A 26,740-nucleotide genomic window follows, 5' to 3' on the forward strand; every position below is an offset into this window, starting at 1 on the left:
CCAGATTTTATCCGGCGCCAGCACGCCTGGTTGTGTGATCCGGCGCTCTGGGGAGTCATGACCGATCTGGTGCTGGAGTGCGGCAACCGCCGCCACTTTTTCTTCTTCACCGGTACCCGCGCTTCCTTGTGTTTCGGGCGCAGCTCGTCGATCACCCGGCGCTTGAGGCGCTCTTCGGTGTAGCGTTCGATCTTGGCGACCATCGCCATGTCGTGGGCTTCCACCAGGCTGATGGCGCATCCACGGTTGCCAGCGCGGCCGGTACGGCCGATCCGGTGGACGTAGACATCGGCGCCGTAGGGCATGTCGTAGTTGATGACATGGCTGACGTTCGGCAGGTCGATGCCGCGGGCGGCGACGTCGGTGGCGATCAGGAAGGGTACTTCCCCTTCGTGGAACTTGCGGATCGACTCGATACGCTTGCTCTGCTCCATCTCGCCACGGATCCAGGCGCAGGAGATACCTGCCGCCTGCAGCTGGCCGGAGAGCTCCGCCAGACGCTCGCGAGTCTTGACGAAGATGATCGCCTTCTGGGTTTCCGGATCTTTCAGGATATGGGTCAGCAGCGCCAGCTTGTGGGCGGCGTCATCGGCCAGATGGATCCACTGGGTGATGGGGCGACGTTCGCTGCGGGGCGGTTCGGCATGCAGCTCCACCGGATCCTTGAGGATCTCGTTGGCGAACTTCTCAAGGCCGGCCCCTTCCAGGGTGGCGGAGAAGAGCATGGTGTGCTTGCGGTAGCGCGCCTCTTCCACGATGCGGTTCACATCCTTGATAAAGCCCATGTCCAGCATGCGGTCCGCTTCATCCAGCACCAGCACTTCGATGTCGTGGCTCTCGAACTCCTCTTTCTCGATGTACTCGAGCAGACGGCCCGGGGTGGCCACCACGATGTCGGTGGTCTTGGTCAGGGCAGGCAGCTGCTCTTCATGGCTGACGCCGCCGATGATGGTCTCGATGCTGAGGTTGGTGTGAGCCGCCAGCGCCTTGGCGTGGGCGGTCACCTGCAGAGCCAGCTCGCGGGTCGGGGTCAGGATCAGCATGCGGCAGGGGCCCGGCTTGCGGCGCGGGAAGTCCAGCAGGTGCTGGAGTGCCGGCAGCAGGAAGGAGGCAGTCTTGCCGGTACCGGTCGGAGCGGATGCCAGAATATCGCGGCCGTCCAGGGCTGGCTCCAGCACCATCTGCTGGATGGTGGTGGGGCGGGTGAATCCCATCTCGGCCAAGGCCCGGTTGAGGGCGGGGTGCAGGTCGAAATCATCAAAGGACTGGCTCATGGCAATACTCGGTCATTAAGGAAACGGCAGATTATAGGCGATTATCTCGTCGGCTCCTATTGGTGAGTGTGTCTTAGCCGCTATAATCGCCCACCATTTTTGCAGATGACGGGGGCCAGATGGGACGTAGTCGCGGATTTACCTTCAAACAGTTCCATATCAATCACGATCGCTGCGCCATGAAGGTAGGCACCGATGGCATTTTGCTCGGTGCCTGGGCGCCGGTCGAACAGGCGCGTCGAGTGCTCGATATCGGCACCGGCAGCGGCCTGATCGCCCTGATGCTGGCCCAGCGCAGCAGATCTGACTGCCGTCTTGATGCGGTTGAGCTGGATATTAATGCGGCCAGTCAGGCGCGGGAGAATGCGGCTGCTTCTCCCTGGGCCGATCGGGTGACCATCATAGAGAGTGCCATTCAGGATTATCAGGCTGCCCCTTACGATCTTGTCGTCTCCAACCCTCCCTATTTCGTGGCAGGCCAGTCATTTAGCGATCCGGCGCGGGCGTTGGCCCGCCATACCGGCGCCCTCGACAGCCACGCATTACTGGCGGCCTGCGATCGTTTGCTGAGCCCGAACGGGCAGGTGGCGCTGGTGCTGCCGACGGCGATGGCCGATGAAATTTTATGCATTTCGGCGAATTATGATCTGCATGGCATTTGTTATACAGCTGTTATCACCAGAGAGGGTAAAGAGGCAAATCGTGTTTTATTGCTACTTGGCAGAGGATTAAACAGGTGTGAGAGGGGTGAAATTGTGATCCATTCTGCTGATGGGGCCTATTCCGACAGATATATCCAACTGACCAACCCCTTCTATTTGAAGATGTAAATTTCGTCTTGAACTATTTTTTCACGCCATTATGCTGGTTCCAGATCGAGCGCCCGCTCCAGACCAGCTAAAACCACTGGTTGCGATGAAAAAACATGCGGGGCTCTTTTTTTATACCCCCTGAACACACCCGGTCAGCGACCGATAAAAACTATAACAAGCAATAATTTACAAGACAGACGAGGTTGAACTTGACGAAATCACTCACATTGTCCGATGTACTCGGATTAGGGTTTATGACCTTCGCCTTCTACTTGGGCGCCGGTAACATCATTTTCCCGCCGTTGGCCGGTTACATGGCTGGTGAGCACCTCTCCCTGGCGATGTTTGGCTTCCTGGTCACTGCCGTGGGCCTGCCTCTGGTGACCATTCTGGCCGTGGCGAAAGCCGGTAACGGTTGGGCTGGCATGACCAAACTGCTGCCTGCCGGTGTCGCGACTGCGCTGGCCGTTGCCATCTATATCATCATCGGCCCGGCTTTTGCCGCGCCCCGTACCGGTCTGGTTGCCTATGAAATGGGCCTCAAGCCATTCATCGGTGACATGGGGCAAGCGGGTCTGGCGGCCTATACCGTGATCTTCTTTGGTGTGGCCATTCTGGTCTCCATGAACCAGGGCAAGCTGATGGACGCCATCGGCAAATACCTGACTCCGGTACTGATGCTGCTGCTGCTGACTCTGGCGATCGGGGTATTCGTAGCGCCGCAAGGCTCCATGCCTGATGCGTCCGGTGACTATCAGAACAGCCCCTTCGTCAAAGGGATCCTGGAAGGCTACAACACCATGGACACCCTGGCGTCCCTGATGTTTGGCGCCCTGATCGTCGATCTGCTGCGCCAGAAAGGCATCAACGATTACAAGAGCCAGTTCAAGTATCTGGCCATTGCCGGCCTCATCTCTGCCGTTGGTCTGAGCGTGGTGTACGTCTCCCTGTTCCAGCTGGGTAACACTGCCGCCGGTGTGGCGACCGATGTCAGCAATGGTGGCGCCATCGTCAACGCCTACGTACTGAGCCTGTTTGGTCAGCCGGGTCAGTTCATTCTGGCGGCCATCATCACTCTGGCGTGCTTTACCACTGCAGTCGGTCTGATCTCCGCCTGTTCCGATTTCTTCCACAATCTGACCGGCATGGCTTACAAGAAGCTGGTGGTGTTGCTGGGCGTTATCTGTGCCGTGGTCGCCAACGTGGGCCTGAGCCAGCTGATCAGCCTCTCCATTCCGGTGCTGGTTGCCATCTATCCGGTTGCCGTGGCGCTGGTGCTGGTCACCTTCCTGAAGGGTTACTTCGGCCGTCCCCGTCTGGTGTTCCGTGGCGTGTTGATGGTTGCCTTCCTGTTCGGGTGCCTGGATGGTCTGGGTGCTGCCGGTATGAAGATGGATGCGTTTGCCTTCCTGCCGCTGTTCGACAAGGGCCTCGCCTGGCTGATGCCGACCCTGCTGGCCTGCGTAGTTGGCGTGATGGTGCGTCCGACCGAGATGGCTGCCGAAGCTGCCTGATCACACCCGATCTGATATTGCCAAGAGCCTGCCCCGTGCAGGCTCTTTTGTTTTCTGTGAGCCTCGCTTCTCGCCTCGCTTTGCTGCCGTAATTGTCACTGTACGCAGATAGCATCTGAGCAGCCGTATCTTGCCGCTATAACACGTTCCCCTCTTCTTGCCTCCCATACGCCACGTGTGACACCTGTTTATGGATTGCTGAGTTGTTCGGCGATTAATTCCGCAGCGGTAAATTGTTTCAAGATATTAATTGGTGATTGAGATCGAACTCCTCTTCTTTATGCTAAAGGTGGTGCACCTCATCCGGTCCGCGGGCCGTGTGGGGGCGAGAGGTATTGTTACCGGTTATCTGCCAGGCAGTGGGTGCAATCAATAACAAGCTGATAAGGCAGATGAGGTTGAGTTTGACGAAATCATTGAAGTTGTCCGACGTATTCGGATTGGGGTTTATGACGTTTGCCTTCTATCTGGGGGCAGGCAATATCATTTTTCCGCCGCTGGCCGGTTTTATGGCCGGTGAGCATCTGCTGGCCGCCATGTGTGGCTTTTTGCTGACGGCAGTGGGTTTGCCGCTGATCACCCTGATTGCGGTGGCCAAGGGGAGCTCGGGGGGCGGCGCGAGTGGCTGGACCGGAATGACCCGCTATCTGCCCGCCGGGGCGGCGACGGCGCTGGCCATCGCCATCTATATCATCATGGGGCCAGCCTTTGCCATTCCCCGCACCGGTCTGGTCGCCTACGAGATGGGGCTCAAGCCCTGGCTCGGCGATGCCGGTCATGAGGGGCTGCTGATCTACACCCTGAGTTTCTTTGCGCTGGTGATCCTGGTGGCGCTCGATCGGGGCAAACTGCTCGATGCGGTCGGCAAGTATCTGACCCCAGCCCTGATGGCGATGCTGCTTATTCTGGCGGTCGGGGTCTTTATGACGCCGCAGGGCACCATGCCAGATGCCAGCGGTGAGTACATAGATGCCGCCCTAACCAAAGGAATGCTGGAGGGTTACAACACCATGGATACCCTGGCCTCCCTGATGTTTGGCGCCCTGATCATCGGGTTGCTGCGCCAGAAGGGGATCGAGGATTATCGCAGCCAGTTCAAATATCTGACCATTGCAGGCTTGATCTCGGCAGTCGGGTTGTCGGCGGTGTATGTCTCGCTCTTTCAGCTAGGCAACAGCGCCGGTGGGGTGGCGAGCGATATCAACAACGGCGGCGCCATCGTCAATGCTTACGTCCTGAGTCTGTTTGGTCAACCGGGTCAGTTTATTCTGGCTGCCATCATCACCCTGGCCTGTTTTACCAGTGCGGTCGGCCTGCTCTGTGCCGGTGCCGACTACTTCCATGGCCTGACAGGTTGGGCCTATCGCAACTGGGTCATGCTGCTGGGGGCGCTCTGTGCAGTGGTGGCCAATGTGGGGCTGAGCGAGCTGATCGGCCTCTCGATTCCGGTGCTGGTGGCCATCTATCCGGTTGCCATCGCGCTGGTGCTGGTGACCTTCCTCAAGGGATGGTTTGCCCAGCCACGGCTGGCGTTTCGCGGCGTGCTGACGGTCGCCTTTTTGTTTGGTTGCCTCGATGGGTTGGGGGCTGCCGGGATGGCGATGGACGGCTTTGCCTTCCTGCCGCTGTTCGACAAGGGACTTGCCTGGCTGCTGCCGACTCTGTTGGCCTGCATCGTCGGCATCTTGATGCGACCAAGCGGTAAGCTGGCGGCCGAAGCGGCTTGATTCAGAAACAACGAGATAGCAAAGAGGCCAGCATCTGCTGGCCTCTTCTGTTTCTGCTGTAGCAGTTACAGGATCAGATTTGCGGGCCTTTTGGCTTGGGTTTTCCCTCCAGACCATACCAGTGGGTTTCTACCCGTCCGGCATGCCACTCGAAGGTGCCCCAAGGCTGCTTGGCTTCCCAGCGCGGGAAGTTGATGAGCACCCGGTTATCTTCGTACTTGTAGAGGGAGGTGCTGATCTGAATGTCCGACAGGATCAACAGCAGGGCCCAACAGATGAAAATCCATTTCAATGCTTTCCACATAGGGTTACTCGAAGCAAATTTCGATAGTGGCGCGACCGAAATCCGATTCGAACGGCATCATGATCTTGGTGCCATCGGCACGGTGGGTAATGGTGTGGTTGGGGCCGGAGACGATGATGGGGGTCGCCATGTCAAACTCGTAGCCCTTCTCGCCCAGCATCCGCTTGGCACCGCCGGTCACCATGTTGGTGATTTCACCGACCATGTCGGTCACCTCTTCGTTGATGTTGGCGGGAGCTTCCCCCAGCATGCGGCGCATGATCTCCAGCGCCAGCCCCTTCTCGAAGCTGATGGAGAGGGAACCACGGGTCTGCGGGCCGACCATGCCGATCAGGCCGGAGACGTCGCCGCGCGCCAGCTCATCCATCTTGCGTTTCGGTTTGCCCGGTTTGAGTTCCAGCTGTGCCATGGTCGAGAGCACATTGAGCAGGGATAGCAGGAACGGATTTACAAAATCAGCCTTCATGATGACTTCCTACAGTGGGCGTACAACGGGCACATTGGCCATGTGCCTCTATCGTCTTATTGGTAATAGTAAAACCATGCAAGTGGGCCTGCTCGGAAAACGCGCTATCGATCGCCGTATCGTGAAGCTCGACCACATCCCCGCACTCGTCGCAGATCAACAACTGCATCGGGTGAGCGTGATCGAAGTGGCAGCAGAAGATAAACGCGTTGAGAGATTCCACCTTGTGAGCAAAGCCCTGTTCGAGCAAAAAATCGAGTGCCCGATAGACGGTTGGCGGCTTGGCATTGGCTTCGGTTTGTTGCAGCTGGGCCAACAAATCATAGGCGCTGATGGCGTTGCCGTGTGCCGCCAGCAGGCGAAATACCTGACGTCGGGTCGGGGTGAAGCGGATCCCTCGCTGTATACAGAGTCGCTCGGCTCGTTGTAAAAGTTGGTCTTGATTCATGATCGCGCAGATACCCTTTCTATTAGCCGGATACTATCACAGGGCCTCGCATGGCGCGGCGACAAAATTCATTTTCTGGGGCTGCTTCACGTTGTGATAAAATCCGCCCCTTTCTTTAGCCAACCCGGATGATTTTTATGCAGGCGCAGCGTTTTTCCATCGCCCCCATGCTGGACTGGACTGATCGGCATTGCCGTTACTTTCATCGACTGATGAGCCGCCAGACCTTGCTCTATACCGAAATGGTGACCACCGGCGCCATCATCCATGGCAAGGGGGATTATCTGGGTTACAGCGAGCAGGAGCACCCCATTTCCCTGCAGCTGGGTGGCAGCAATCCGGCCGATCTGGCGCGCTGTGCCAAGTTGGCCGAGGAGCGCGGCTATGACGAGGTGAACATCAACGTCGGTTGCCCCTCCGATCGAGTGCAGAACGGTCGCTTTGGCGCCTGCCTGATGGGTGAACCGGCGCTGGTGGCTGACTGCGTCAAGGCGATGCGCGATGTGGTCGATATTCCGGTGACGGTGAAGACCCGTATCGGTATCGACGATCAGGACTCCTACGAATTTCTGCAGGCCTTCATCGAACAAGTGCGCGATGCCGGTTGCGATACCTTTATCGTCCATGCCCGCAAGGCGTGGCTGAGTGGCTTGAGCCCCAAGGAGAACCGCGAGATCCCGCCCCTCGATTATCCCCGCGTCTATCGGGTCAAGCAGGATTACCCGGATCTCACCATCGCCCTCAACGGCGGAGTCACCTCCATGGAGCAGACTCTCGAGCACCTGCAACACGTCGATGGCGTCATGATGGGGCGTGAAGCCTATCAGAACCCCTACATTCTGGCGCAGGTAGACAACCTGGTGTTCGGCCAGAACAACGCCGTGCCGAGCCGCCATGAGGTGGTACGGATGATGCTGCCCTATATCGAGCAGGAGCTGGCCAAGGGCAACTACCTCTCCCACATGACCCGCCACATGCTGGGGCTGTTCCAGAACATGCAGGGGGCCCGCGCCTGGCGCCGTCACCTGAGCGAGAATGCCTGCAAACCGGGAGCGGATATTCAGGTGGTGCTGGATGCCATGGCCAAGGTGCCGGAGTTTGCCGCCAGCGAGCAGGGCGAATAACTCTCCTGTCAGGCAAAGCGAAAAAAGCGCGTCAGTTGACGCGCTTTTTTTATTACTGTCGCTTCAATATCTGAACTGGTTGATCAGCCGCGAGAGGTCCTGCAGCCGCTCTACCAGCAGGGTGATGCCATCGAGGGCCTGCCTGCTGTTGTCGGCAGTGTGGCTGGCAAGTTGGTGGATCTGGTGTACCCCTTCATCGAGGGTCGCCGTGACGTCGGCCTGCTGACTCACCGCCTGGGCGATCTCGTCGCTGGTGCGGGTTACCTGCCCCAGCATCCGGTTGATCTGGGTGAGCACGTCGGCGGTGGTGCCCGCGTGCTGCTGGCAGCGCACCGAGGTCTGCGCCCCTTGTGTCATCCCGTCCGACAGCTGTTGTGTAGTCTGTTGCAGCGCCAGGATCATCTCGTGGATCTCGCTGGTCGAGGCGCGGGTCTTCTGGGCCAGCGCCCTCACTTCATCCGCCACCACGGCAAAACCGCGCCCCTGTTCGCCCGCCCGGGCGGCCTCGATGGCCGCATTGAGGGCGAGCAGGTTGGTCTGGTCAGCGATTTGACTGATCACCTCCAGAATACCGCTGATCTTCTGGCTGTCGCTGGTGAGCTGGGCCAGCACGGCGTGGTTGGCATCCAGCTCCTGATGGAGTTGGTTGACGGCAGAACGGGTGGTCGCCAATGCTTGCAGCCCCTCGTCGGAGACCTGCTGTACCTCTATGACCAGATTGCTCGCCTCATGGGCACTGTGGGCCACATCGCGAATGGAGTGGCTCAACTCGGTGATGGCGGTCGCCAGCTGCTCGCTGTGGGCGCGCTGCTGCTGCAGGTGGGTATCGATGGTCTGGATATTGCCCCGGTCATCTTCGGCTGCCTGCAGGATCTGCTGGTTGGTGTCGGCGCTACGCCCGACCACAGCCTTGAGCTCGGCCTGCTTCATCCGCAGGGCCAGTTCGACGGCCGCCAGGGTGTCGCGCCGTCGGGTGTAGAGCACCTGACAGAGGTGGGTTCCCTTGTCTTGATCGGCAAGGGTGAGCAGATGAGCCAGCCGTTGCTGCAATCGCCAGCCGTGGATTGCCTGTGCCAACAGCAACAAGGCGGTGGGCAGCAGCCATAACAGGTTGCCGGTGGCAAAGGTAGCAAGGGTGGTGAGCAAGGCAGAAACAGAGAGCCAGAGGGTCAGCTGACCCGGTTCAAAGTGAAAGCGGCTCAGCCAGGGAAGTGCCTTGCCGCTTCGCAGCAGGCCATAGAGCTGCTCGGCCCAGGCCACATCGCTGGCGGCGGGTTTGGTGCGCACCGACTGGAACTCGACGATCTCCTTCTGCGCATTGAGGATCGGGGTGACGTAAGCGTTTACCCAATAGAACTGACCGCTTTTGGCGCGGTTCTTGACCAGCCCCATCCAGCTTTTGCCCTGTCGCAGCCGCTGCCACATGTCGGCGAAGGCCGCTTTGGGCATGTCGGGGTGTCGCACCAGATTGTGGGGCACCCCTTCCATTTCGGCAGCACCATACCCGGCCACATCACAGAAATGCTGGTTGGCATAGGTAATATGACTGGCGGGATCCGTGGTCGAGATGAGTGCGATGTTGTCGGGGAAGTGTATCTCCCCCTCCTGATGGAGTTTGGTCATGTGTCGTTCCTGAAAAAGCCAAATAACTGATAACTATGTTTTTTATTGTCGTTCTCAGTTAATCATTCTAAGGCTCTTCAGTGACCCGAACTTGGCTTGGGTCAATTAATCAACACAATGAATTGATGAAGTGAGGGTCAGCTGGCCGGTGTGAAATCGTGAACTTCACCCTTTCTTGGGGCGAGGCGAGGATCATCATCTTTGTACTCATGTACAAGTTGCATGGTTTTGCAGAAGCTGGCTTGTTTGTCGTACTCCTGACGAGCCAACTCGATGGCCCGCTCGGCCCGGCGCCGCTCCATCTTGTCAGACTTGCGATCGCTGAACTGTTGCTGCTGATGCAGCATCCAGCCGACAAACTCTTGCTGGCATTGGGATTCGCTGTTGGCCTGTGCAGGCAGGGTCCACAACAACGAGAGCAGTATCAAATAACGCATGTCTGACTGGGTATTGAAGATTAATTGAACAGAAGGGGCGGCATTTTAGGCTGGAAATCTGGGTGTGAACAGTGTCAATAGCGAGGCCCGGCGGGGCCTCGCATCGTTGTGGCCGGTGTCAGTGTTTGATCAGATAGAGCTGGCGGCTGTAGGCCACATCCTCCGGGTTGTTGATGGGGTAGCCCTTGAGCCATGGCTTGATGAGGCGGGCATTGGTGTACTGGTAGATGGGGGCGATGGGGGCTTGATCCAGCAGGATCGCCTCTGCCTCGCCAAACAGCTTGCTGCGGCTGGCGGCATCCTGAGTGCTGGCCGCCTCTGCCAGTAGCTGGTCATAACGGGCATTGGCAAAGCCAGCCATATTGCCGCTGTGACGAGAGCCCCACAGGCCAAGGAACGCTGAAGGGTCGTTGTAATCAGCGACCCAGGAGGAGCGGATCACCTCGAACTGACCGCTCTGGCGGCTGTCGAGATAGGTTTTCCACTCCTGATTGGTCAGCTCGACCTCTGCGCCCAGCTTCTGCTTCCACATGCTGGCGATGGCCAGCGCCATCTTCTTGTGAATTTCCGCGGTGTTGTAGAGCAGGGTCAGCTTGAGCGGCTTGTCCGGGCCGTAACCGGCCGCCTTGAGCAGGGCCTTGGCCTTGCTGTCCAGCGCTGGCTGGCTGCTGGTGGAGAGCAGGTTGGCGGCCGGGGTAAAGCTGGCGGTCACATCCGGAGTGAAGTGATAAGCCGGTTTCTCGCCGGTACCGAGCACCTTGTCGGCGATCAGGGCGCGGTCGATGGTGTAGGAGAGCGCCTTGCGCACCCGCACATCGTTCAGTGGTGCCTGACGGGTATTGAAGGCGTAGTAGTAGGTGCCGAGCTGATCCGGGGTGTAGACCTCATTCGGGATCTGCTGCTTCAGCTTGTCGTACTGCTCCTTGGGGAAGGATTCGGTGATATGCAGATCGCCCGCCAGATAGCGGTTGGTCGCCGCGCTCTCCTGATTGATCGGCATGAAGATCACCTTGGTCAATACGGTATGGGCCCGATCCCAGTAATAAGGGTTGGGGGTCAGCTCCAGCTTCTCGTTGACCACCCGGTTGTTCAGCACAAAGGCACCGTTGCCCACCAGTTTGCCGGGCTGAGTCCACAGGTTGCCGTACTGTTCGATGCTGGCCTGATGGAGCGGCGACAGGCTGGGGTGGCTCAGCAGGCTCAGGAAGTAGGGCACCGGCTGGGAGAGGGTCACCTGCAGGGTGTGGTCATCGAGGGCCTTGACCCCCAGCTCGCTGGCAGGCAATTTGCCAGCGACTATCTCGTCCACCTTGTCGAAACGGGCCAGTTGGGCAAACCAGGCGAAGGTGGCAGCCTCTTTCGGGTCGACCAGCTTGCGCCAGCCGTAGACGAAGTCGCCTGCCTTGACCGGATCGCCGTTGGACCAGCGCGCATCCGGGCGCAGATGGAAGGTAAAGAACTGGTTGCCCTTGTTTTCCCAGCTGGCCGCCACCCCGGCAACCGGTTTGCCATCCGGCCCCTGGGTCAGCAGCCCCTCGAACAGATCCCGCAGTACCTGCAACTCCGGCAGGCCGACCAGCTTGAGCGGGCTCAGGCTCGCAGGTTCATCCTTGAGGTGGCGAACGACAATCTGCTCGGTGGCGAGTTGTGTTCCGGCGGGAATATCGGCAGCCTGGACAGCAGCACAGCCCAGCAGGGCCAGCAAGGGGGTCCATCCTTTCATGGGTCGGATCCTTCAAATAGTGTGAAGCGGGGAGAAAACTCGGCGAGAAAATATCGCCGACAGATGGGAAATCATGATATCCCGTTTGCTGGTCTGACCGCCAGCATTCGACTCTCACTCCCAATCGGGGTAGAAGAGCGTTCCCGGCGTCTGTGCAGTTCAATGTGGTGAGGAGTGTCAAACGATGAAAGCATGGTTATTGCTGGCCTGTGTGCTGAGCCAGGGTGTCTGGGCGTTGGCCCCGTGCCAGAGCAACACGGCGGTGGGCAACTGGTGCGAGATCGGCATCGATACCTTGCACCCGACCCAGGGGGGCGTCGGCCAGATCCAGGTCGATGAGACCCAGGCCACATTGGCGGGCATGAGCGCAAAGCAGCTCGACAAGTTGATGAAAAAGAAAGAGATCCCCGTGGTGATTGCGCCGGATGGCAGCTACTGGCTGGTGGACAGGCACCATCTCACCAAGGCGCTGTGGCAGCAGGGCGTCAAGGATGCCCGGGTCAAGGTGATTGGTCGTCTGCAGGACAAAGCCAACTTCTGGAGTCAGATGCAGAACAACCACTGGGCCTGGCTCAAGGATGAGAAGGGGCAACCACTGACCCCGGAGCAGTTGCCGACCCGTATCGACAAGCTGCCTGATTACCCCTATCGCACCCTCGCCGGACTGCTGCAGAATGCGGGCTACTTTCGCAAGGACAAACGGGTCTATTTCGTCGAGTTTGCCTGGGCCAGCTGGCTCGGCAAGCAGATGCAGTGGGTGCCGGTGGACAGCGCCAATCTGGCGGCCCGCCTGCAACAGGCCAAACGGCTCGCCTGCGGCAGCGATGCCAAGGAGCTACCCGGTTATCCCGGCAAGCAGTGCAGCCTCAACCAGTCCAAAAGCGCGCACTGAGTGGATGTGCGATGACGGGGTCCAAAGCATGCCGGAGATAAAAGAGGGCGCCCCCGGGGTCGCCCTTATGCTGTCAGCTACTGGTTAGCGGTGGTCACTCATGGCGCTCCGCCCAGCGGGCAGCAGCCTGTTCAAGCAGGGCGACGTCACCTTGCTGGATCAGCGGTAGCAGATCGTTGACCTGTTGATCCGGCCAATCCCACCAGGCGAGGGCCTATAGCCGGGCAATCTCCTCCTCGCCAAAGCGCATCCGCACCACCCTGGCCGAGGTGCCCGCCACCATGGCATAGGACGGCACATCCTGATTGACCAGCGAACGGGCGGCGATGATGGCGCCGTCGCCGATGGTGACGCCGGGCATGATCATCGCCTCCATGCCGATCCAGACATCGTTGCCGATGCGGGTATCACCAGCGGGGCGGTAGCTGCGCTGGAGCGCCGCCAGATCGGCGAACGGATAGGTGCTGATGAAGGACGTGTTGTGGGTATGGTTGCCACCCATGATGATCTTTACCCCGGCGGCAATCTGCACATAGTCGCCGATATGGAGCCGGTCGATATGCCAGAGTGGCTCCCAGCCGGTGTCCGGGCTGCGGCTGAAGGGATCGCCATGGAGGTAGCGCACCGCCACCTCTTCGAAGGGGCCATCCCAGGCACCCGAGTAGTAGCTGTGCTGCCCCTTTAGGCAGATATTGGGGTTGGTCACCGTCAGGTGCAGGTATTCGACCTGCGACCAGTGTTGGCAGGTGTTCATGCTGGTAATCCTTTGCTGAATGGATCGGATGGGTTGCGCTCGCTTGAGCGCAGCTAATAGATCCAGACCAGCATGCGGGCCACGCAGAGCAGGGAGCAGCCCAGCATCTGCGGGAGGCGTGGTCGCATTGTGGTGTGCTCCAAAGAAGAGGGAGGGGCGCGATCATAAGGTCGAGCGCCGGGTTTGCCAAGGTTGCGCAAAGATCCTGCACTAACCCTCTGGTTGATATTTATTCTCAATTAGCCATGATAACACTCCCACCATAACGGACTCGGGAGAGCGAGATGACACCGCAAAGTTGGCAACGATACATGCTGGAGGCGGAGCGTGCCTGGCAGGCCGGTTCGCTGGGGGCGGCGATCTGCTTTTATCAGCAGGCGCTGGGGGATGTTTACGAGATGACCCAGGTGGAGTTGACCGAACTGGCCACCATGCGAGTCGCCACCTGTCACCGGTTGGCCGACTTCTGGCGGGCGATGGATGAGCCGACTTACGAGCTGCGCTACCTGAAACTTGCCTCCGAGCTGGTCACTGCGCTGGTGCCGCAGTGCCCCAACCGGGAGTGCGAGGCGCTGATCAGCGAGCTGGGTTGCTGTCGTGGTGCCCTGCTCGCCTTTCTCAAGCGCCACCCCAATCCGGAAATTGCCCGGCTGATCCAGCTGCAGGACAAGGTGCAGGGCTGCGAGCTGATCGGCCGTTTTCGCCTCAACTGAACGGATTGGGGCGAGGCTCAGCCCCGCCGTTTGAGTTTCTGGGCGATGCGCTGTTGCGCCTCTTCCCCTTGCAGTGCCTGTGCGAAGGCGCGCGCCTCCAGATCGATGACAAAGTGTACCGCCTGTTTGAGCTCCTGTTTCAGCAGCGCCTTGCTCTTTTGCAGCGCTCTGGGCGGTTTGGCCGCCAGCTTCAGCCCCTGCTCGCGGGCAAAGGAGAGCAATCCATCGGCCGCCACCACCTTGTTGGCCAGCCCGAGCCGTAGCGCCTCCTCGGCATCCATCGCCTCGGCCAGCAGCAACAGCTCGGCTGCCTTGAGGTGACCTACCAAGCGCGGCAGCAGCAGGCTGGAGGCGAACTCCGGCACCAGCCCCAGCTCGACAAAGGGAAGCTGCAAGCGGGCGTTATCCGCCAGATAGACCAGATCGCAGTGCAGCAAAATGGTGGTGCCAATCCCCACTGCCGGGCCTGCAACGGCAGCGATCACGGGTTTGGGGAAATCGGCCAGGGTGTGGAGGAACTGCAGTATGGGGTCGTCGGGCTCCAGCGAGCTCTTGCCCATAAAGTCAGCCAGATCATTGCCCGCGGTAAAGCAATCCTGCTGCCCCTGCAACAACAGGACATGCACCTCCTCATCGGCTGCCGCTTCTCGCAGCGCCGCCACCAGTTGCTTATAGAGCTCGGTATTGAGGGCGTTGCGCTTGTCGGGGCGGTTGAGGGTCAGGGTGAGCAAGCCATCCTGCTGCTCGGCAATGAGAATGGGGGCCATGTCTAAATCCTTGTTATTGAAAGGTGCAAAAAAGGTTGCTGCTGGGGTAACCTTGGCGCCGTTTAACAACATCATAAAAGGATTTCAACCATGTTTAAACGTGCGTTTTATTCTCTGCTGGTTCTGGGGATGACTGCGCCTGCACTGGCCAAGGTCGAGGCTGTCGACGGCTATGTGCGCCTGTTGCCGCCGGGTTCCCCCAACACCGCCGCCTTTATGGTGCTCAAGAATGACGCCGACCAACCGGTTAAGCTGGTGGCGGCGGCTTCTGCTGCGGCCGGGCGTGCCGAGCTGCACACCCACCTGCACGAAAATGGTGTGATGAAGATGCGTCAGGTCGAGAATATCGAGATCCCGGCCAAGGGCGAGGCGGTGCTGAAACCGGGCAGCCTGCACATCATGTTGTTCGAGGTGGGCACGCTCTCCGAGCAGACTCCTTTCCCGCTCACCCTCACCATGGATGATGGTCAGACGCTGGATCTGTCACTGCCGGTGAAGCCGATTGAGCCGATGGCAGAGATGAAGCATATGAAGCACTGACATTTGTCGTCGTTTGTTCAGGATTGACGCTGGGTATTTTGGCTGCACCGAGTAAAATAGTGCTCTTTTCCATGTATGCAAGAGGAAGTGACGTAATGAAAAAGACGCTGATTGCCGGTTTTGTGCTGGCTCTGTGCAGCCAGAGTGCCATGGCCGCTGACGACTGGCGTTTTGCCGCCGGTGCCGACGTATGGGCCGCCAAGGGCAGTGGTCAGGCTTATGGCACCAGTGCTGATGGCAGCTATGACGACAGCTACAACTGGAACGGCTATCTGCAACTGGAACACGGCATCATCTTCCTGCCGAACGCCAAGTTTGAAGTCTCCGATTTCAGCACCTCCGGCGGTAACTTCAAGAACGATCTGACCGCCTACGATCTGAGCCTCTACTACCGTCTGTTCAACAACGATCTGTTCAAGATCGATCTGGGTATGACCGGTCGTCACTACGATGGCGAGCAGGTCTACTTCGGTCGCAAGGGTTATGACGAAGATACCCTGATGGCCTATGCCGGCAGCGAAGTGAAGATCCCGGGCACCGGCATCGCCTTCTTCGGCGATCTGCGTACTCACGATGCGGACAACTATGACTACCGTCTGGGTGGTTCCTACAAGTTCTCCTCCATGCCGATCAAGCTGCGTGCCGGCTGGCGTGAAGCCAAGGTCGACTTCGCCAATATCGACCAGTCTGTCGATGGCTGGTTCATGGGCGGCGAATTCACCTTCTAATCTGCCCGTCAGCTGACGGCGAGGAGCAATCATGGGCCATATCATAGTGACAGGTGCCGGTTCTGGTCTCGGCCGGGCGCTGACCATAGGTCTGGTTGAGCGGGGCCATCAGGTCTCCATGATGGGGCGCCGTTATCAGCGACTGCAGGAGCAGGAGCAACTACTCGGCTGCGCGGTGATCGGCATCGCGGCCGATCTGGCGCACCATGAAGAGGTCGATGTCGCCTTCGCCGCTGCGGTGGAGTGGGGCGGGCAGCCCGACATGGTGATCCACTGCGCCGGGGTGGGCGAGTTTGGCCCGGTCGGTGTCTACACCGCCGAGCAGATCCGCCGGGTGGTGGAGAGCAATCTCATCTCCACCATTCTGGTGGCTCAGCAGACGGTGCGGCTTATCGGTGAGAAAGGCGGAGTGCTGGCCAATGTGCTCTCCTCCGCCGCTCAGGTGGGCAAGGCTAACGAGAGCCTCTACTGCGCCTCCAAATGGGGGATGCGCGGCTTTCTCGAATCCTTGCGCGCCGAGCTGAAAGGCTCGCCACTGCGGCTGGTCAACCTCTATCCGAGCGGGATCCGCAGCGAATTCTGGGACAACTCGGATCACGTGGACCCGAGTGGCTTCATGACCCCGGAAGATGCGGCGGCCTATATGCTCGACGCGCTGGAAGCCAGAAGCAGCTGCCACGTGACTGACCTCTTTATCGGTCGCAATCCCTGAGGCGAAGCCCGCCATCCGGTTGCCGTCGTCAGAACATACAGAAACAAAAAGCGCGCCAAATGGCGCGCTTTTTTATATCGGGAAGAGGGCGGAATTAACGGCCCAGCTTGGCCTTGAGCATGGCGATGATGTCGCTGATGGCCACTTCCTGCTTCTCGCCGGTGCGGCGGCACTTGTACTCCACCACGCCGTTGTCCAGACCGCGATCGCCGATGACGATGGCGTGCGGGATGCCCAGCAGCTCCATGTCGGCGAACATTACGCCCGGGCGCTCTTTACGGTCGTCGAACAACACGTCCACACCGGCTGCTTTCAGCTCGGCGTAGAACTGCTGTGCCTGCTCGGCCACGCGCTCGGACTTGTGCATGTTCATCGGCACGATGGCCACTTCGAACGGGGCGATGGCGTCCGGCCAGATGATGCCGTACTGGTCGTTGTTCTGCTCGATGGCGGCAGCAACCAGACGGGAAACCCCGATACCGTAGCAACCCATCTCCATGGTGACGGACTTGCCAGCTTCGTTCAGCACGCTCGCCTTCATCGCTTCGGAGTACTTGGTACCCAGCTGGAAGATGTGGCCCACTTCGATGCCGCGCTTGAGCAGCAGCTTGCCCTGGCCACACGGGCTCGGGTCGCCTTCTACCACGTTGCGCAGGTCGGCAACTTCATAGGTAGCGATGTCGCGATCCCAGTTGGCACCGGTCAGGTGGAAGCCGGTCTCGTTGGCGCCGCAGACGAAGTCCGCCAGATGGGCAGCGCTGCGATCGACGATGATGCGACCGGCAAAGCCGACCGGGCCGATGGAGCCTGCATCGCAACCGGCGGCAGCTTTAATCTGCTCGTCGTTGGCGAAGGTCAGCGGGTTGGCCACGCCAGCCAGTTTCTCTGCCTTGATTTCGTTCAGTTCGTGGTCGCCACGCAGTACCAGCGCGATGACGGCCTGCTTGCCGTGCTCATCTTCCTCTGCCAGTACCAGCAGGGTCTTGGCGATGGCGGTCGGTGCCACGTTCAGGAAAGCGGCCACTTCGTCGATGGTGTGGACGTTCGGGGTGGCAACCTTGGTCAGGGCTGCGGTGGCGGCAGCGCGCTCACCAGCCGGTGCCAGCGCTTCGGCCATCTCGATGTTGGCGGCGTAATCGGAGCTGTCGGAGAAGGCGATCAGATCTTCACCGCTCTCGGCCAGTACCTGGAATTCGTGGGAGCCGGTACCACCGATGGAGCCGGTATCGGCCTGCACCGGACGGAAGTTCAGACCCATGCGGGTGAACGCCTTGCAGTAGGCGGCGTGCATCTTCTCGTAGGTATCGACCAGAGACTCTTTGTCGATGTGGAAGGAGTAGGCATCCTTCATCAGGAATTCGCGGCCGCGCATCACGCCGAAACGGGGGCGCACTTCGTCGCGGAACTTGGTCTGGATCTGGTAGAGGTTGAGCGGCAGCTGCTTGTAGCTGTTCACTTCGTAACGTACCAGCGCAGTGATCACCTCTTCGTGGGTCGGGCCCAGCACGAAGGGACGGTTGTGACGGTCGGTCAGACGGCACAGCTCGGGACCGTAATCATCCCAGCGGCCGGACTCCTGCCACAGCTCGGCGGGTTGTACCACCGGCATGGAGACTTCGACGGCACCAGCATTGTTCATCTCTTCGCGAACAATGTTCTCGATTTTCTTCAGTACCCGCAGACCGGTTGGCAACCAGGCATACATGCCGGAGGCCAGTTTACGGATCATCCCGGCGCGCAGCATCAGCTGGTGGCTGACAACTTCAGCGTCGGAGGGGGTTTCCTTGAGAGTGGAAAGCAGATATTGGCTGGTACGCATCGCGGTAGACCTTAGCTAGAACGGGCGCGGGGCCCAGGATAATTTCAAGGGCGGAATTTTAACAGGCTGGGCGTTATGGCCCAAGGGCTAAATTTGCCGCAGCCCGAAAGGTGGCAACGCCTGGCAGATAGCCTGGGGTAATGACCATTGCAACAAGCAGGCTTTTTATGCCTGCAATTTGGCCGGATCTCCGCTAAACTCTGCCACCTTTTCTCGATGGGCATGGCTCTGCCGCGTTCATCACCCCTCATTTTTAGTACTTTTGGAGCCGCTCATGCCGTTAGTGGGACATCAACACCAGATCGAGATCCTGGAACTGACCGACAAAGGAGATGGCAAAGGACGCCTGTTCGATCGCCCCCTGTTTGTCGAAGGTCTGCTGCCCGGTGAACAGGCGCTGGTGGAGCTGACCGAGGTCAAGCCGAACTATCTGCACGGCAAGGTTGCCGAGCTGCTCCAGCCCTCTGCCGATCGGGTTGCCGATTTCTGCCCCAACACCGAGTGTGGTGGCTGTCAGGTACGTCCGCTGGCCTATCCGGCCCAGCTCAAGCTCAAGCAGGCCTTGGTGCAGAGCGCACTGGAACAGGTCGGGCTGGGTGACACCCCGGTCAAGGATATCCTTGGCATGGAGAGCCCGTTCGCCTATCGCAACAAGGCGCAATATGCGGTGCGTGGCTGTGACGCCGGTGCCGAGATTGGTTTTTATCGCAAGCACTCCCACGATCTCATCACCGCCGATGACTGTGCGGTGCAGGATCCGCTGCACGTGGAGCTGAACGCCCGGGTGCGCAACTGGATGCGCGCGCATGACATCGCTGCCTATGACGAAGTGAACCACAGCGGCTGCGTGCGCAACCTGATGACCCGCAAGGGCTTCAAGAGCGGCGAGCTGATGGTGGTGCTGGTGACCCTGAGCGAGGAGCTGCCGTTCGAAGCCGAGCTGCTGGCAGCCCTGAGCGATCTGCCGGTCACAACCCTGGTGCAGAACATCAACGATGAGCGCACCAACCGCATTCTGGGCGCCACCAACCGGGTGCTGCTCGGCGAAGGGGTGATCCGCGACAAGATCCACGAACTCGAGTTCGAGATCTCGCCCCTCTCCTTCTTCCAGAACAACCCGACCCAGACCGATGTGCTCTACTCCAGCGCCCTCGAGTATGCCGAGCTGACCGGTAACGAGACGGTGTTCGACATCTATTGCGGTATCGGCACCATCTCCCTTTTCCTTGCTGGCAAGGCCGCCAAGGTCGTCGGGATCGAGTCGGTGGAGAGCGCCATCAGCGATGCCCGTCGCAACGCCGCCCTCAACGGTATCGAGCAGACCGAATTCCACGTCGGCAAGGCCGAGCAGCTGATGCCCGAACTGCACGCTCAGGGCGTGACCGCTGACGTGGTAGTGATGGATCCGCCCCGCAAAGGCTGTGACAAGGCGGTGCTGCAGACCCTGATCGCCATGGCGCCTCGTCGTCTGGTCTATGTCTCCTGCAACCCGCAGACCCTGGCCCGTGACCTTGCCTGGCTGGTCAAACAGGGCTTCGTGTTGGACGAGGTGCAGCCGGTCGATATGTTCCCGCACTCCATGCATGTGGAAGCAGTTGCCCGCTTGAGCCTGCCCGCCAAGGCATAAGTCGCCCCCGACTCTTGTCCATAAAAAACGACGCCAACTGGCGTCGTTTTTTATGGGCAAGACCCCAAAGGTTACATGGATCGCAACAAGGGTCTTATCGCACCGTCACCAATAGCTGCATGTCCATTTTGGCAACCTTACCGCACCGCATATTGATAGTATCAGGCGCCTCATGGCGCCTTGCTATCAGATGGCGACGGGCGCCTTGATGCCGGGATGGGGGTCATAACCCTCGATCTCGAAATCCTCGAACTTGTAGTCGAAGATGGAGTCAGGTTTGCGCTTGATCACCAGGGTCGGCAGCGGGCGCGGCTCGCGGGAGAGCTGCAGAGCTGTCTGCTCCATGTGGTTGGAGTAGAGATGCACATCACCGCCAGTCCAGACAAAGTCACCCACTTCCAGATCGCACTGCTGGGCCATCATGTGGGTCAGCAGGGCGTAGCTGGCGATGTTGAACGGCAGGCCGAGGAACACATCGCAACTGCGCTGGTAGAGCTGGCAGGAGAGCTTGCCGTCCGCCACATAGAACTGGAAGAAGGCGTGGCAGGGAGCCAGCGCCATCTTGTCCAGTTCGCCCACGTTCCAGGCGGATACGATGATACGGCGCGAATCCGGGTTGTGCTTGATGTCATCCACCGCCTTCTGGATCTGGTCGATGACAGAGCCGTCGGCCGCAGACCAGGAGCGCCACTGGGCGCCGTAAACCGGCCCCAGATCGCCATTCTCGTCGGCCCACTCATCCCAGATGCTGACGCCATTTTCCTTCAGATAGGCGGTATTGGTATCGCCATTGAGGAACCAGAGCAGCTCGTGAATGATGGAGCGCAGGTGGCACTTCTTGGTGGTCACCAGCGGGAACCCCTCCGCCAGATTGAAGCGCATCTGATGGCCGAACAGGGAGACAGTACCGGTGCCGGTACGGTCTGACTTGACGGTGCCCTCATCGAGGATTTTCTGCATCAGGTCGAGATAAGCTCGCATTATTTCGCCTCCTTCACGGCATTACCGAACAACTGCGGACGCTTATAGGCAACCCAAATCATCAGGGTACCAACCACTATCATCGGGGTGGAGAGGATCTGGCCCATGCTGATCTCCTGGAAGTAGAGACCGAGCTGGCTGTCCGGCTGGCGCACAAACTCCACCAGGAAGCGGAACAGGCCGTAGAACAGCAGGAACATGCCGGAGATGGCACCGCGCGGCGGATTCTTGCGCCAGAACAGGTTGAGGATGATGAACAGCACCACCCCTTCCAGTGCGAACTGGTAAAGCTGGGAGGGATGACGCGGCTCGGGGCCGGCCTCCGGGAAGATGATGGCCCAGGGCACATCGGTGACCCGGCCCCACAGCTCGCCGTTGAGGAAGTTGCCGATCCGGCCGACGCCGAGACCAAACGGAATGAGCGGTGCCACAAAATCGGCCACGGTGAAGAAGTGGCGCTTGGTCTTGTGGGCAAACCAGATCATCGCGGTGATCACTCCGATCAGACCACCGTGGAACGACATACCGCCGGTCCAGATCTTGAACAGATAGGTGGGATCCGCGAGGAAGAGATCGAAGTTGTAGAACAGCACGTAACCGACACGGCCACCGAGGATCACCCCGAGGAAACCGTAGAACAGCAGATCCGACACCTCGTTGCGGGTCCAGCCGCTGTTCGGTGCATCGGCGCGACGGCCAGCCAGCCACATGGCAAACGCAAAACCGAACAGGTACATGAGACCATACCAGCGTACCGATAGTGGTCCCAAACTGAATGCTACGGGATCAATCTGCGAGAAAACCCAATATCCATCGTGCTGCATATGCGGCCCCAGTCAAAATAAAAGCCGCATTTTCCGATCATTCGTCAGCAGGGACAAGGCATGATTATCAATCACTCTGTTTCGATTTATGACCGGCTCGCAGCAAACCGCCCAAACCATGCTCCTCCAGATAGCGAGCAAACAGGCCGCGCAGTACGTGGGGGTTGTCATGTTTGAGGCCATCGGCCATCAGTTCGGTCAATTCGCTCAGGGTGGATTGACGCAGCACGTACTTGATCCGGGCGATGTTGTGGGTGTTCATACTGAAGCGGCGATAGCCCATGGCAAGCAGCAGCAATACACCGACCGGATCACCGGCCAGCTCGCCACAGACCGACACCGGCTTCTGGTAGCGGTGGGAGGCATCAACCAGCTGTTGCAGGGCGCGGATCACCGCTGGATGGAAGGCATCGTAGATGTTGGCAACCCGGGAATTGTTGCGATCCACCGCCAGCAGGTACTGGGTCAGGTCGTTACTGCCCACCGACCAGAAGTCGATGAGCGGCGCCATCTCCGGCAAGATAAAGAGGGCTGAGGGCACCTCGATCATCACCCCGAGGCTGGGGTAGCGGATCACCGCATCGCGGCTCGCCGCCTCTTCCGACACTTCCCGCCATGCTTGATCCAGCAAACGACGGGAGGCTTTGATTTCGCTGACGCTGCTGATCATCGGCAGCATGATGGCCAGATTGTCCAGCCCTTCGCTGGCCCTCAGCATCGCTTTGAGCTGTACCAGAAACAGTTCGGGGTGATCCAGGGTGATCCGGATCCCCCGCCAGCCAAGGAAGGGATTTTCCTCGACGATGGGGAAATAGGGTAACGGCTTGTCGCCGCCCACATCCAGCGTCCGCATGCAGACCGGTCGGTTGCGGTAAGTCTCCAGAATGCCGCGATAACGGGCTGTCTGCTCCCACTCTGAGGGGAAGCTCTCCTGCAGCATAAAGGGGATCTCGGTGCGATAGAGGCCCACCCCGTCCGCCAGCTGGTTGAGGGAGATCTCGGTATCGGCACTGAGCCCGGCGTTGAGCAGCAGAGAGACCTTGGTGCCGTCGGCCGTCTCGGATGGCAGGTTGTCGACACTGCGCACCAGGGTATCGAGTGCCCGCTCTTCATTGAGCAGCTGACGATACTCGGTCAGGATCACCTGATTGGGCTCGATGAAGAGATCGCCGCTGTAGCCATCGACCACCAGCATGCGACCACCTATGTCACCAAGGGGCAGATCAACCCCCATGATGGCGGCCACCCCCATGGCGCGGGCCAGAATGGCCGCGTGGGAGTTGGTCCCCCCCTTGAGCGAGACCACCCCGGTCAGATACTCGCGGGGCACTTCCGCCAGAATGGTGGCAGTCACCTCGTCGGCAACCAGCACCACCGGCTCGCCGATGGAGATATGTTCCGGTTCATTCTGCACCAGTCGGCTGATCAGCCGCTGGGCAATATCCTTCACGTCGGTGGAGCGCTCCTGCAAGTAGGGATCCTTCATCCCCTTGAACTGCTCGATCAAGCGATCGCTGATGAGCTTGACCGCAGAGACCGCAGTCCAGTGCTCCTTGCTCACCTTGTTGCGGATCGGCTTGATGTAGCCGGGATCGTTCAGCAGATGGAGGTAGATATCGAAGATCGCCACCGAATCCTGGCTGTAACTCTCGCGAAAACGCAGCGCCAGACTCTCCAAGTCGTGCCGCACCTCCTCAACCGCCAGCTCCAGCCGTGCCAGCTGGCTGGCATGGTCTTCATCCTTGCGCGGGGTAATGGACGAGAGCGCCTTCCGGGGCCGCCACACCCAAGCCTTGGCCATAGCGATGCCGCTGGCACCGGCAATACCGCGCAGCGGCTTGCTCCAGTCGGTCTTCTGCAACCACCCCTTGGCCTGCGCCTGGGCAATCCGCGCCGCCAGCTGGGCCGCCAGGGTGACCATGAAGGACTCTTCCCCCTCATCGAAGCGGCGGCTCTCCTTCTGCTGCACCACCAGAATGCCAACCACCTGACGCTGATGCATGATGGGAGCGCCGAGGAAGGAGCGGAACGCCTCTTCAGCAACATCGGGCAGGAATTTGAAACTGGGGTGCGCGGGGGCATCAGCCAAGTTGATCAACTCTTCCCGCTGACCCACCAGACCGACGATGCCCTGCTCGTAGGGCAGGGTCACCTTGCCGACTGCGGACGGGGCCAAGCCGTCGGTAGCCGCCAGGCGATAGCGGCGCACCTCGGGTTCCGAGACATAGACGGAGCAGCAGTCCACTGCCATGGCGTGCCGGGTCTGGCTCACCAATGCCTGCAAGGCCAGCTCGAGGGTATTGGCCTCGGCCATGCTCTCGACGATACGTCTCAGTTCCGTTAACAACTAATCTGTGCTCCTTAACGGGCGCGGTTGCGCCGCCCATCCTTCTTGTTGACCTGCACTGCCGGCACTGGCATCGCCAGCGGGGCAAACTCTTTCATGACCCGGCGGTAAACCTCCCGCTTGAACGAAACGACCTGACGCACCGGATACCAGAAGCTGACCCAACGCCAGTCGTCAAATTCGGGATGGCCATGACAGCCGAACTGGATCCGCGACTCCTTGCCCGAATTCAGCTGTAACAGGAACCATTTTTGTTTTTGGCCAATACAGACCGGTGAACTGTCCCAGCGGACAAGACGTTTGGGTAAACGGTACTTTAGCCAGTTACGACTGGTGGCCATGATGGTCACATCTTCGGGCTTGAGGCCAATCTCCTCATACAGCTCTCGATACATGGCCTGCTCTGGCGTTTCACCGTCATCAACCCCCCCCTGCGGAAACTGCCAGGAGTGCTGCCCATAGCGTTTAGCCCACAACACTTGTCCTTCACGGTTACAGATCACGATACCGACATTGGGACGAAATCCGTCGCCATCAATCACGTGATCACCTTATAAAGGCTGAATCTATAAGGAGATTGTTCCACATTCACTCCGTGGCAGCAAACAAGGAGTGAATCCCCTGTTTCATGAATAACTTTCAATTTCAAACATACTTATAAACAAATCCAAGGATCTGCGCCCCCAAGTTGCCCACCCAGGCTGTGCATAAAGCTGTTAGCAAACGGGTATATACAGTACTTTTTAACTGTACGCTGAAAGTGCCTCTCCACATCATCACGCGACATAAAATATAAAAAATCATTATTTTTTATAAGCTTGAGATAAAACAACTGGATCTAGATCCATGTTCCACCAAGAGCCAGATCCATGATCCGGATTGTGAACAAGTTCAACTGCTCAAAGATCCGCCACGGCGAAATTATCCACAGGAGTGGCACAATATCTACCCCGTTCACCCTGTAAAAATGGGGTGGCATTCACAATTTTTTGTAACATATCAGCGACTCCACCCACTTTCATCCACTTATCCAAGATTTCTGTGGATAACTGTGTGTAACATCATGCACAAACCCTTGGACAACTATTTCGAGGTCAAACCAGACCTGGCTTACTGCTCGATAAAACAGACAAAACCCTTTAAAATCATAATGATGAACTGATAGCCCCTAAATTCTCTGCATTTGATCTTATCCACTCAGGATCGGTTATAAAAACAGCGATCCTTCTCGGGATCCTCCCCTGTTAGAATATGGCGAGCAAGATGGAGCCAACTATGCCAAGCAATCCCCAATCCGAGCAGGAGTTATTGAGCCGCGCCTATGCCATGGCCGGCTTCACGCTGGCGCAGCTAGCCGCCGAGGCTGGCGTCGCTGTGCCCAAAGACCTGCGCCGTGACAAGGGGTGGGTCGGTCAGTTGATCGAGCTGCAACTGGGAGCCAGCGCAGGGAGCAAGCCGGAGCAGGACTTCCCGGAGCTGGGGATCGAACTCAAGACGATCCCCGTGGATCCTCAAGGCAAACCGCTGGAGACCACCTTCGTCTGCGTCGCTCCGCTGATCGGCGTCAGCGGCCAGCGCTGGGAGGAGTCCAACGTACGCAACAAGCTCTCCCGGGTGCTCTGGATCCCGGTGGAAGGCAGTCGCGAGATCCCGGTTGGCGAGCGGCGAGTCGGCATGCCGCTGATGTGGAGCCCAAATGAAGAGGAAGATCGGCTACTGCGTCAGGACTGGGAGGAGCTAATGGACATGATAGTGCTGGGAGAAGTGGAGCAGATCAGCGCACGCCACGGCCAGGTGATGCAACTGCGGCCCAAGGCGGCCAACAACAAGGCGCTGACTCGCGCTATCGGCCGCGATGGTCAACCCATCATGACCCTGCCCCGCGGCTTCTATCTCAAGATCGACTTCACCCACAGTCTACTGCAACGCTATTTTGCCTTGCCGACTTGATCTGCCTTATCAACATCTTTGTCATATGGTGGTATAAAAATAGACAGGAGCCATTTTTAACTCACAGACAAGGAGGCGTCATGCCACTGATCAAACAGTTTTTGAAGTCCAAGCCCGAGGTCAAGGTGACCTTTGCAGTAGAGAAAGAGGCGGCTGCAGGGGCGGAACAGGTGATGCTGATCGGCGAGTTCACCCAGTGGCAACCGGTCGAGCTGAAACGCATGAAGAGCGGCGAGTTCAAAGCCACCCTCAATCTGCCGACCGACGGCCCGGGGTACTTTGAATATTGCTACCAGCTCATCACTCCGGCAGGGGAAACCCTCTACGAGAATGACTGGGCTGCGGACGACTATGTGCCTGGCCCCTTCGGACGCGACAACTCGGTAGTTCGGGTCATCCAGTAACGGCTCCCAGATAGCCAATAGACGTGTCTAGTCCTGAAATAGGTTTACACATTTTCGGCTAGCATTTCTCCACTCAGAACCCCCGATGTACTGCATCGGGGGTTCTGTATTTCAATGCATGATGCGGCCGCTCTGCGTTGTAAATATCCACCGCTTCACGCACCATTTCCCGCGCTTGCGTCAAATCCTGCGGGCTTTGCAACAACAACTCTCCTTTCAAAATCCCGTTC

General features: G+C 59.0%; 26 protein-coding genes and 1 pseudogene. 12 read left to right on the forward strand and 15 right to left on the reverse strand.

Features of this window, described 5'->3' with window-relative positions; translation table 11 throughout:
* The coding region (gene srmB / locus AB5Y86_RS08930; protein WP_368192641.1) for an ATP-dependent RNA helicase SrmB at positions 1–1,274 on the reverse strand (1,274 nt) is incomplete at its 3' end.
* 119 nt (positions 1,275–1,393) lie between these two features.
* On the opposite strand from srmB, the gene AB5Y86_RS08935 reads away from it, so the two are divergent.
* The 3 genes from AB5Y86_RS08935 to brnQ (AB5Y86_RS08945) all read left to right on the forward strand — a co-directional run bounded on the left by AB5Y86_RS08935 (position 1,394) and on the right by brnQ (AB5Y86_RS08945) (position 5,327).
* A complete protein-coding gene (locus AB5Y86_RS08935) occupies positions 1,394–2,104 on the forward strand; it encodes a tRNA1(Val) (adenine(37)-N6)-methyltransferase (protein ID WP_201907536.1) in 711 nt (236 codons plus the stop codon).
* Positions 2,105–2,295: 191 nt separating this feature from the next.
* Positions 2,296–3,600: a branched-chain amino acid transport system II carrier protein gene (brnQ, locus tag AB5Y86_RS08940; RefSeq protein WP_005335813.1), complete on the forward strand. Its 1,305-nt coding sequence runs from the start codon at positions 2,296–2,298 to the stop codon at positions 3,598–3,600.
* A gap of 449 nt (positions 3,601–4,049) precedes the next feature.
* Positions 4,050–5,327, forward strand: a complete 1,278-nt coding sequence (gene brnQ / locus AB5Y86_RS08945; RefSeq protein ID WP_368192657.1) for a branched-chain amino acid transport system II carrier protein — start codon at positions 4,050–4,052, stop codon at positions 5,325–5,327.
* Between the two features lie 73 nt (positions 5,328–5,400).
* On the opposite strand, the gene AB5Y86_RS08950 is transcribed toward brnQ (AB5Y86_RS08945), so the two are convergent.
* Genes AB5Y86_RS08950 through zur form a run of 3 tightly spaced genes read right to left on the reverse strand, consistent with a single transcriptional unit; the run spans position 5,401 to position 6,545 of the window.
* Entirely contained in the window at positions 5,401–5,631 is a 231-nt protein-coding gene (locus AB5Y86_RS08950) for a hypothetical protein (protein WP_005335809.1), read from the reverse strand.
* A gap of 4 nt (positions 5,632–5,635) precedes the next feature.
* Positions 5,636–6,097, reverse strand: coding sequence for a chemotaxis protein CheX (locus AB5Y86_RS08955; RefSeq protein WP_005335807.1), 462 nt, complete (start codon positions 6,095–6,097; stop codon positions 5,636–5,638).
* The gene (gene zur / locus AB5Y86_RS08960) at positions 6,087–6,545 is read right to left on the reverse strand and encodes a zinc uptake transcriptional repressor Zur (RefSeq protein WP_005335805.1); all 459 of its coding nucleotides are present in this window, start codon (positions 6,543–6,545) and stop codon (positions 6,087–6,089) included. The genes AB5Y86_RS08955 and zur overlap by 11 nt, the downstream gene beginning before the upstream one ends.
* A gap of 137 nt (positions 6,546–6,682) precedes the next feature.
* Between zur and dusA the strand changes: the two genes are divergently transcribed.
* Entirely contained in the window at positions 6,683–7,669 is a 987-nt protein-coding gene (gene dusA, locus AB5Y86_RS08965; protein ID WP_043849695.1) for a tRNA dihydrouridine(20/20a) synthase DusA, read from the forward strand.
* Between the two features lie 63 nt (positions 7,670–7,732).
* On the opposite strand, the gene AB5Y86_RS08970 is transcribed toward dusA, so the two are convergent.
* The 3 genes from AB5Y86_RS08970 to AB5Y86_RS08980 form a co-directional block, all read right to left on the reverse strand.
* On the reverse strand, positions 7,733–9,292 hold the full coding sequence (locus AB5Y86_RS08970) for a methyl-accepting chemotaxis protein (RefSeq protein ID WP_368192642.1): 1,560 nt from the start codon (positions 9,290–9,292) through the stop codon (positions 7,733–7,735).
* A 137-nt stretch (positions 9,293–9,429) separates the two neighbouring features.
* Complete coding sequence (locus AB5Y86_RS08975) at positions 9,430–9,729, reverse strand: hypothetical protein (protein ID WP_013723462.1); 300 nt, start codon at positions 9,727–9,729, stop codon at positions 9,430–9,432.
* Between the two features lie 118 nt (positions 9,730–9,847).
* Positions 9,848–11,452 (reverse strand): ABC transporter substrate-binding protein, encoded by a 1,605-nt coding sequence (locus AB5Y86_RS08980; protein ID WP_368192644.1) that lies wholly within the window; start codon positions 11,450–11,452, stop codon positions 9,848–9,850.
* A 184-nt stretch (positions 11,453–11,636) separates the two neighbouring features.
* On the opposite strand from AB5Y86_RS08980, the gene AB5Y86_RS08985 reads away from it, so the two are divergent.
* The gene (locus AB5Y86_RS08985; RefSeq protein WP_368192645.1) at positions 11,637–12,344 is read left to right on the forward strand and encodes a ParB-like protein; all 708 of its coding nucleotides are present in this window, start codon (positions 11,637–11,639) and stop codon (positions 12,342–12,344) included.
* Between the two features lie 94 nt (positions 12,345–12,438).
* Here AB5Y86_RS08985 and AB5Y86_RS08990 read toward each other — a convergent pair.
* Positions 12,439–13,098: pseudogene (locus tag AB5Y86_RS08990) on the reverse strand (CatB-related O-acetyltransferase).
* Between the two features lie 284 nt (positions 13,099–13,382).
* Between AB5Y86_RS08990 and AB5Y86_RS08995 the strand changes: the two are divergent.
* Positions 13,383–13,811, forward strand: a complete 429-nt coding sequence (locus AB5Y86_RS08995; RefSeq protein WP_005335785.1) for a DUF2753 family protein — start codon at positions 13,383–13,385, stop codon at positions 13,809–13,811.
* Between the two features lie 17 nt (positions 13,812–13,828).
* On the opposite strand, the gene AB5Y86_RS09000 is transcribed toward AB5Y86_RS08995, so the two are convergent.
* Complete coding sequence (locus AB5Y86_RS09000) at positions 13,829–14,578, reverse strand: enoyl-CoA hydratase-related protein (RefSeq protein WP_368192647.1); 750 nt, start codon at positions 14,576–14,578, stop codon at positions 13,829–13,831.
* Positions 14,579–14,668: 90 nt separating this feature from the next.
* On the opposite strand from AB5Y86_RS09000, the gene AB5Y86_RS09005 reads away from it, so the two are divergent.
* The 3 genes from AB5Y86_RS09005 to AB5Y86_RS09015 all read left to right on the forward strand — a co-directional run bounded on the left by AB5Y86_RS09005 (position 14,669) and on the right by AB5Y86_RS09015 (position 16,558).
* Positions 14,669–15,118 carry a copper chaperone PCu(A)C gene (locus AB5Y86_RS09005; protein WP_368192649.1) on the forward strand — a complete coding sequence of 150 codons (450 nt, stop codon included), beginning with the start codon at positions 14,669–14,671 and terminating at the stop codon, positions 15,116–15,118.
* Between the two features lie 95 nt (positions 15,119–15,213).
* The gene (locus tag AB5Y86_RS09010; RefSeq protein ID WP_005354809.1) at positions 15,214–15,846 is read left to right on the forward strand and encodes a TIGR04219 family outer membrane beta-barrel protein; all 633 of its coding nucleotides are present in this window, start codon (positions 15,214–15,216) and stop codon (positions 15,844–15,846) included.
* A 31-nt stretch (positions 15,847–15,877) separates the two neighbouring features.
* On the forward strand, positions 15,878–16,558 hold the full coding sequence (locus AB5Y86_RS09015) for an SDR family oxidoreductase (RefSeq protein WP_368192650.1): 681 nt from the start codon (positions 15,878–15,880) through the stop codon (positions 16,556–16,558).
* 94 nt (positions 16,559–16,652) lie between these two features.
* On the opposite strand, the gene AB5Y86_RS09020 is transcribed toward AB5Y86_RS09015, so the two are convergent.
* The gene (locus AB5Y86_RS09020) at positions 16,653–18,377 is read right to left on the reverse strand and encodes a proline--tRNA ligase (RefSeq protein ID WP_040066982.1); all 1,725 of its coding nucleotides are present in this window, start codon (positions 18,375–18,377) and stop codon (positions 16,653–16,655) included.
* Between the two features lie 274 nt (positions 18,378–18,651).
* Here AB5Y86_RS09020 and rlmD point away from each other — a divergent pair, with 274 nt between their 5' ends.
* Positions 18,652–20,004 carry a 23S rRNA (uracil(1939)-C(5))-methyltransferase RlmD gene (rlmD, locus tag AB5Y86_RS09025; protein ID WP_368192652.1) on the forward strand — a complete coding sequence of 451 codons (1,353 nt, stop codon included), beginning with the start codon at positions 18,652–18,654 and terminating at the stop codon, positions 20,002–20,004.
* Positions 20,005–20,190: 186 nt separating this feature from the next.
* Here rlmD and thyA read toward each other — a convergent pair whose 3' ends face one another.
* The 4 genes from thyA to rppH form a co-directional block, all read right to left on the reverse strand.
* Entirely contained in the window at positions 20,191–20,985 is a 795-nt protein-coding gene (thyA, locus tag AB5Y86_RS09030) for a thymidylate synthase (protein ID WP_111901029.1), read from the reverse strand.
* On the reverse strand, positions 20,985–21,809 hold the full coding sequence (lgt, locus tag AB5Y86_RS09035) for a prolipoprotein diacylglyceryl transferase (protein WP_368192653.1): 825 nt from the start codon (positions 21,807–21,809) through the stop codon (positions 20,985–20,987). The genes thyA and lgt overlap by 1 nt, the downstream gene beginning before the upstream one ends.
* A 67-nt stretch (positions 21,810–21,876) precedes the next feature.
* Positions 21,877–24,156 carry a phosphoenolpyruvate--protein phosphotransferase gene (gene ptsP, locus AB5Y86_RS09040; RefSeq protein WP_368192655.1) on the reverse strand — a complete coding sequence of 760 codons (2,280 nt, stop codon included), beginning with the start codon at positions 24,154–24,156 and terminating at the stop codon, positions 21,877–21,879.
* A gap of 14 nt (positions 24,157–24,170) precedes the next feature.
* Entirely contained in the window at positions 24,171–24,698 is a 528-nt protein-coding gene (gene rppH, locus AB5Y86_RS09045; protein ID WP_005340421.1) for an RNA pyrophosphohydrolase, read from the reverse strand.
* 733 nt (positions 24,699–25,431) lie between these two features.
* On the opposite strand from rppH, the gene mutH reads away from it, so the two are divergent.
* Positions 25,432–26,106, forward strand: coding sequence for a DNA mismatch repair endonuclease MutH (mutH, locus tag AB5Y86_RS09050; protein WP_042084339.1), 675 nt, complete (start codon positions 25,432–25,434; stop codon positions 26,104–26,106).
* A gap of 80 nt (positions 26,107–26,186) precedes the next feature.
* The gene (locus tag AB5Y86_RS09055) at positions 26,187–26,510 is read left to right on the forward strand and encodes an isoamylase early set domain-containing protein (protein WP_005348910.1); all 324 of its coding nucleotides are present in this window, start codon (positions 26,187–26,189) and stop codon (positions 26,508–26,510) included.
* Between the two features lie 73 nt (positions 26,511–26,583).
* On the opposite strand, the gene AB5Y86_RS09060 is transcribed toward AB5Y86_RS09055, so the two are convergent.
* Positions 26,584–26,740, reverse strand: a 157-nt coding sequence (locus AB5Y86_RS09060; RefSeq protein WP_368192510.1) for an integrase core domain-containing protein, incomplete at its 5' end; no start/stop codon positions are given.

Source organism: Aeromonas sp. s8 (genome assembly GCF_040907785.1).
Taxonomy (GTDB): Bacteria; Pseudomonadota; Gammaproteobacteria; order Enterobacterales; family Aeromonadaceae; genus Aeromonas; species Aeromonas veronii.

Excerpts from the sequence above, each read along its gene's own strand:
- AB5Y86_RS08935 (WP_201907536.1), top strand. The coding sequence starts at position 1,394 with ATGGGACGTAGTCGCGGATTTACCTTCAAACAGTTCCATATCAATCAC.
- brnQ (WP_368192657.1), top strand. The coding sequence starts at position 4,050 with ATGACGTTTGCCTTCTATCTGGGGGCAGGCAATATCATTTTTCCGCCG.
- AB5Y86_RS08950 (WP_005335809.1), bottom strand. The coding sequence starts at position 5,631 with ATGTGGAAAGCATTGAAATGGATTTTCATCTGTTGGGCCCTGCTGTTG.
- AB5Y86_RS08955 (WP_005335807.1), bottom strand. The coding sequence starts at position 6,097 with ATGAAGGCTGATTTTGTAAATCCGTTCCTGCTATCCCTGCTCAATGTG.
- zur (WP_005335805.1), bottom strand. The coding sequence starts at position 6,545 with ATGAATCAAGACCAACTTTTACAACGAGCCGAGCGACTCTGTATACAG.
- dusA (WP_043849695.1), top strand. The coding sequence starts at position 6,683 with ATGCAGGCGCAGCGTTTTTCCATCGCCCCCATGCTGGACTGGACTGAT.
- AB5Y86_RS08970 (WP_368192642.1), bottom strand. The coding sequence starts at position 9,292 with ATGACCAAACTCCATCAGGAGGGGGAGATACACTTCCCCGACAACATC.
- AB5Y86_RS08975 (WP_013723462.1), bottom strand. The coding sequence starts at position 9,729 with ATGCGTTATTTGATACTGCTCTCGTTGTTGTGGACCCTGCCTGCACAG.
- AB5Y86_RS08980 (WP_368192644.1), bottom strand. The coding sequence starts at position 11,452 with ATGAAAGGATGGACCCCCTTGCTGGCCCTGCTGGGCTGTGCTGCTGTC.
- AB5Y86_RS08985 (WP_368192645.1), top strand. The coding sequence starts at position 11,637 with ATGAAAGCATGGTTATTGCTGGCCTGTGTGCTGAGCCAGGGTGTCTGG.
- AB5Y86_RS08995 (WP_005335785.1), top strand. The coding sequence starts at position 13,383 with ATGACACCGCAAAGTTGGCAACGATACATGCTGGAGGCGGAGCGTGCC.
- AB5Y86_RS09000 (WP_368192647.1), bottom strand. The coding sequence starts at position 14,578 with ATGGCCCCCATTCTCATTGCCGAGCAGCAGGATGGCTTGCTCACCCTG.
- AB5Y86_RS09005 (WP_368192649.1), top strand. The coding sequence starts at position 14,669 with ATGTTTAAACGTGCGTTTTATTCTCTGCTGGTTCTGGGGATGACTGCG.
- AB5Y86_RS09010 (WP_005354809.1), top strand. The coding sequence starts at position 15,214 with ATGAAAAAGACGCTGATTGCCGGTTTTGTGCTGGCTCTGTGCAGCCAG.
- AB5Y86_RS09015 (WP_368192650.1), top strand. The coding sequence starts at position 15,878 with ATGGGCCATATCATAGTGACAGGTGCCGGTTCTGGTCTCGGCCGGGCG.
- AB5Y86_RS09020 (WP_040066982.1), bottom strand. The coding sequence starts at position 18,377 with ATGCGTACCAGCCAATATCTGCTTTCCACTCTCAAGGAAACCCCCTCC.
- rlmD (WP_368192652.1), top strand. The coding sequence starts at position 18,652 with ATGCCGTTAGTGGGACATCAACACCAGATCGAGATCCTGGAACTGACC.
- thyA (WP_111901029.1), bottom strand. The coding sequence starts at position 20,985 with ATGCGAGCTTATCTCGACCTGATGCAGAAAATCCTCGATGAGGGCACC.
- lgt (WP_368192653.1), bottom strand. The coding sequence starts at position 21,809 with ATGCAGCACGATGGATATTGGGTTTTCTCGCAGATTGATCCCGTAGCA.
- mutH (WP_042084339.1), top strand. The coding sequence starts at position 25,432 with ATGCCAAGCAATCCCCAATCCGAGCAGGAGTTATTGAGCCGCGCCTAT.
- AB5Y86_RS09055 (WP_005348910.1), top strand. The coding sequence starts at position 26,187 with ATGCCACTGATCAAACAGTTTTTGAAGTCCAAGCCCGAGGTCAAGGTG.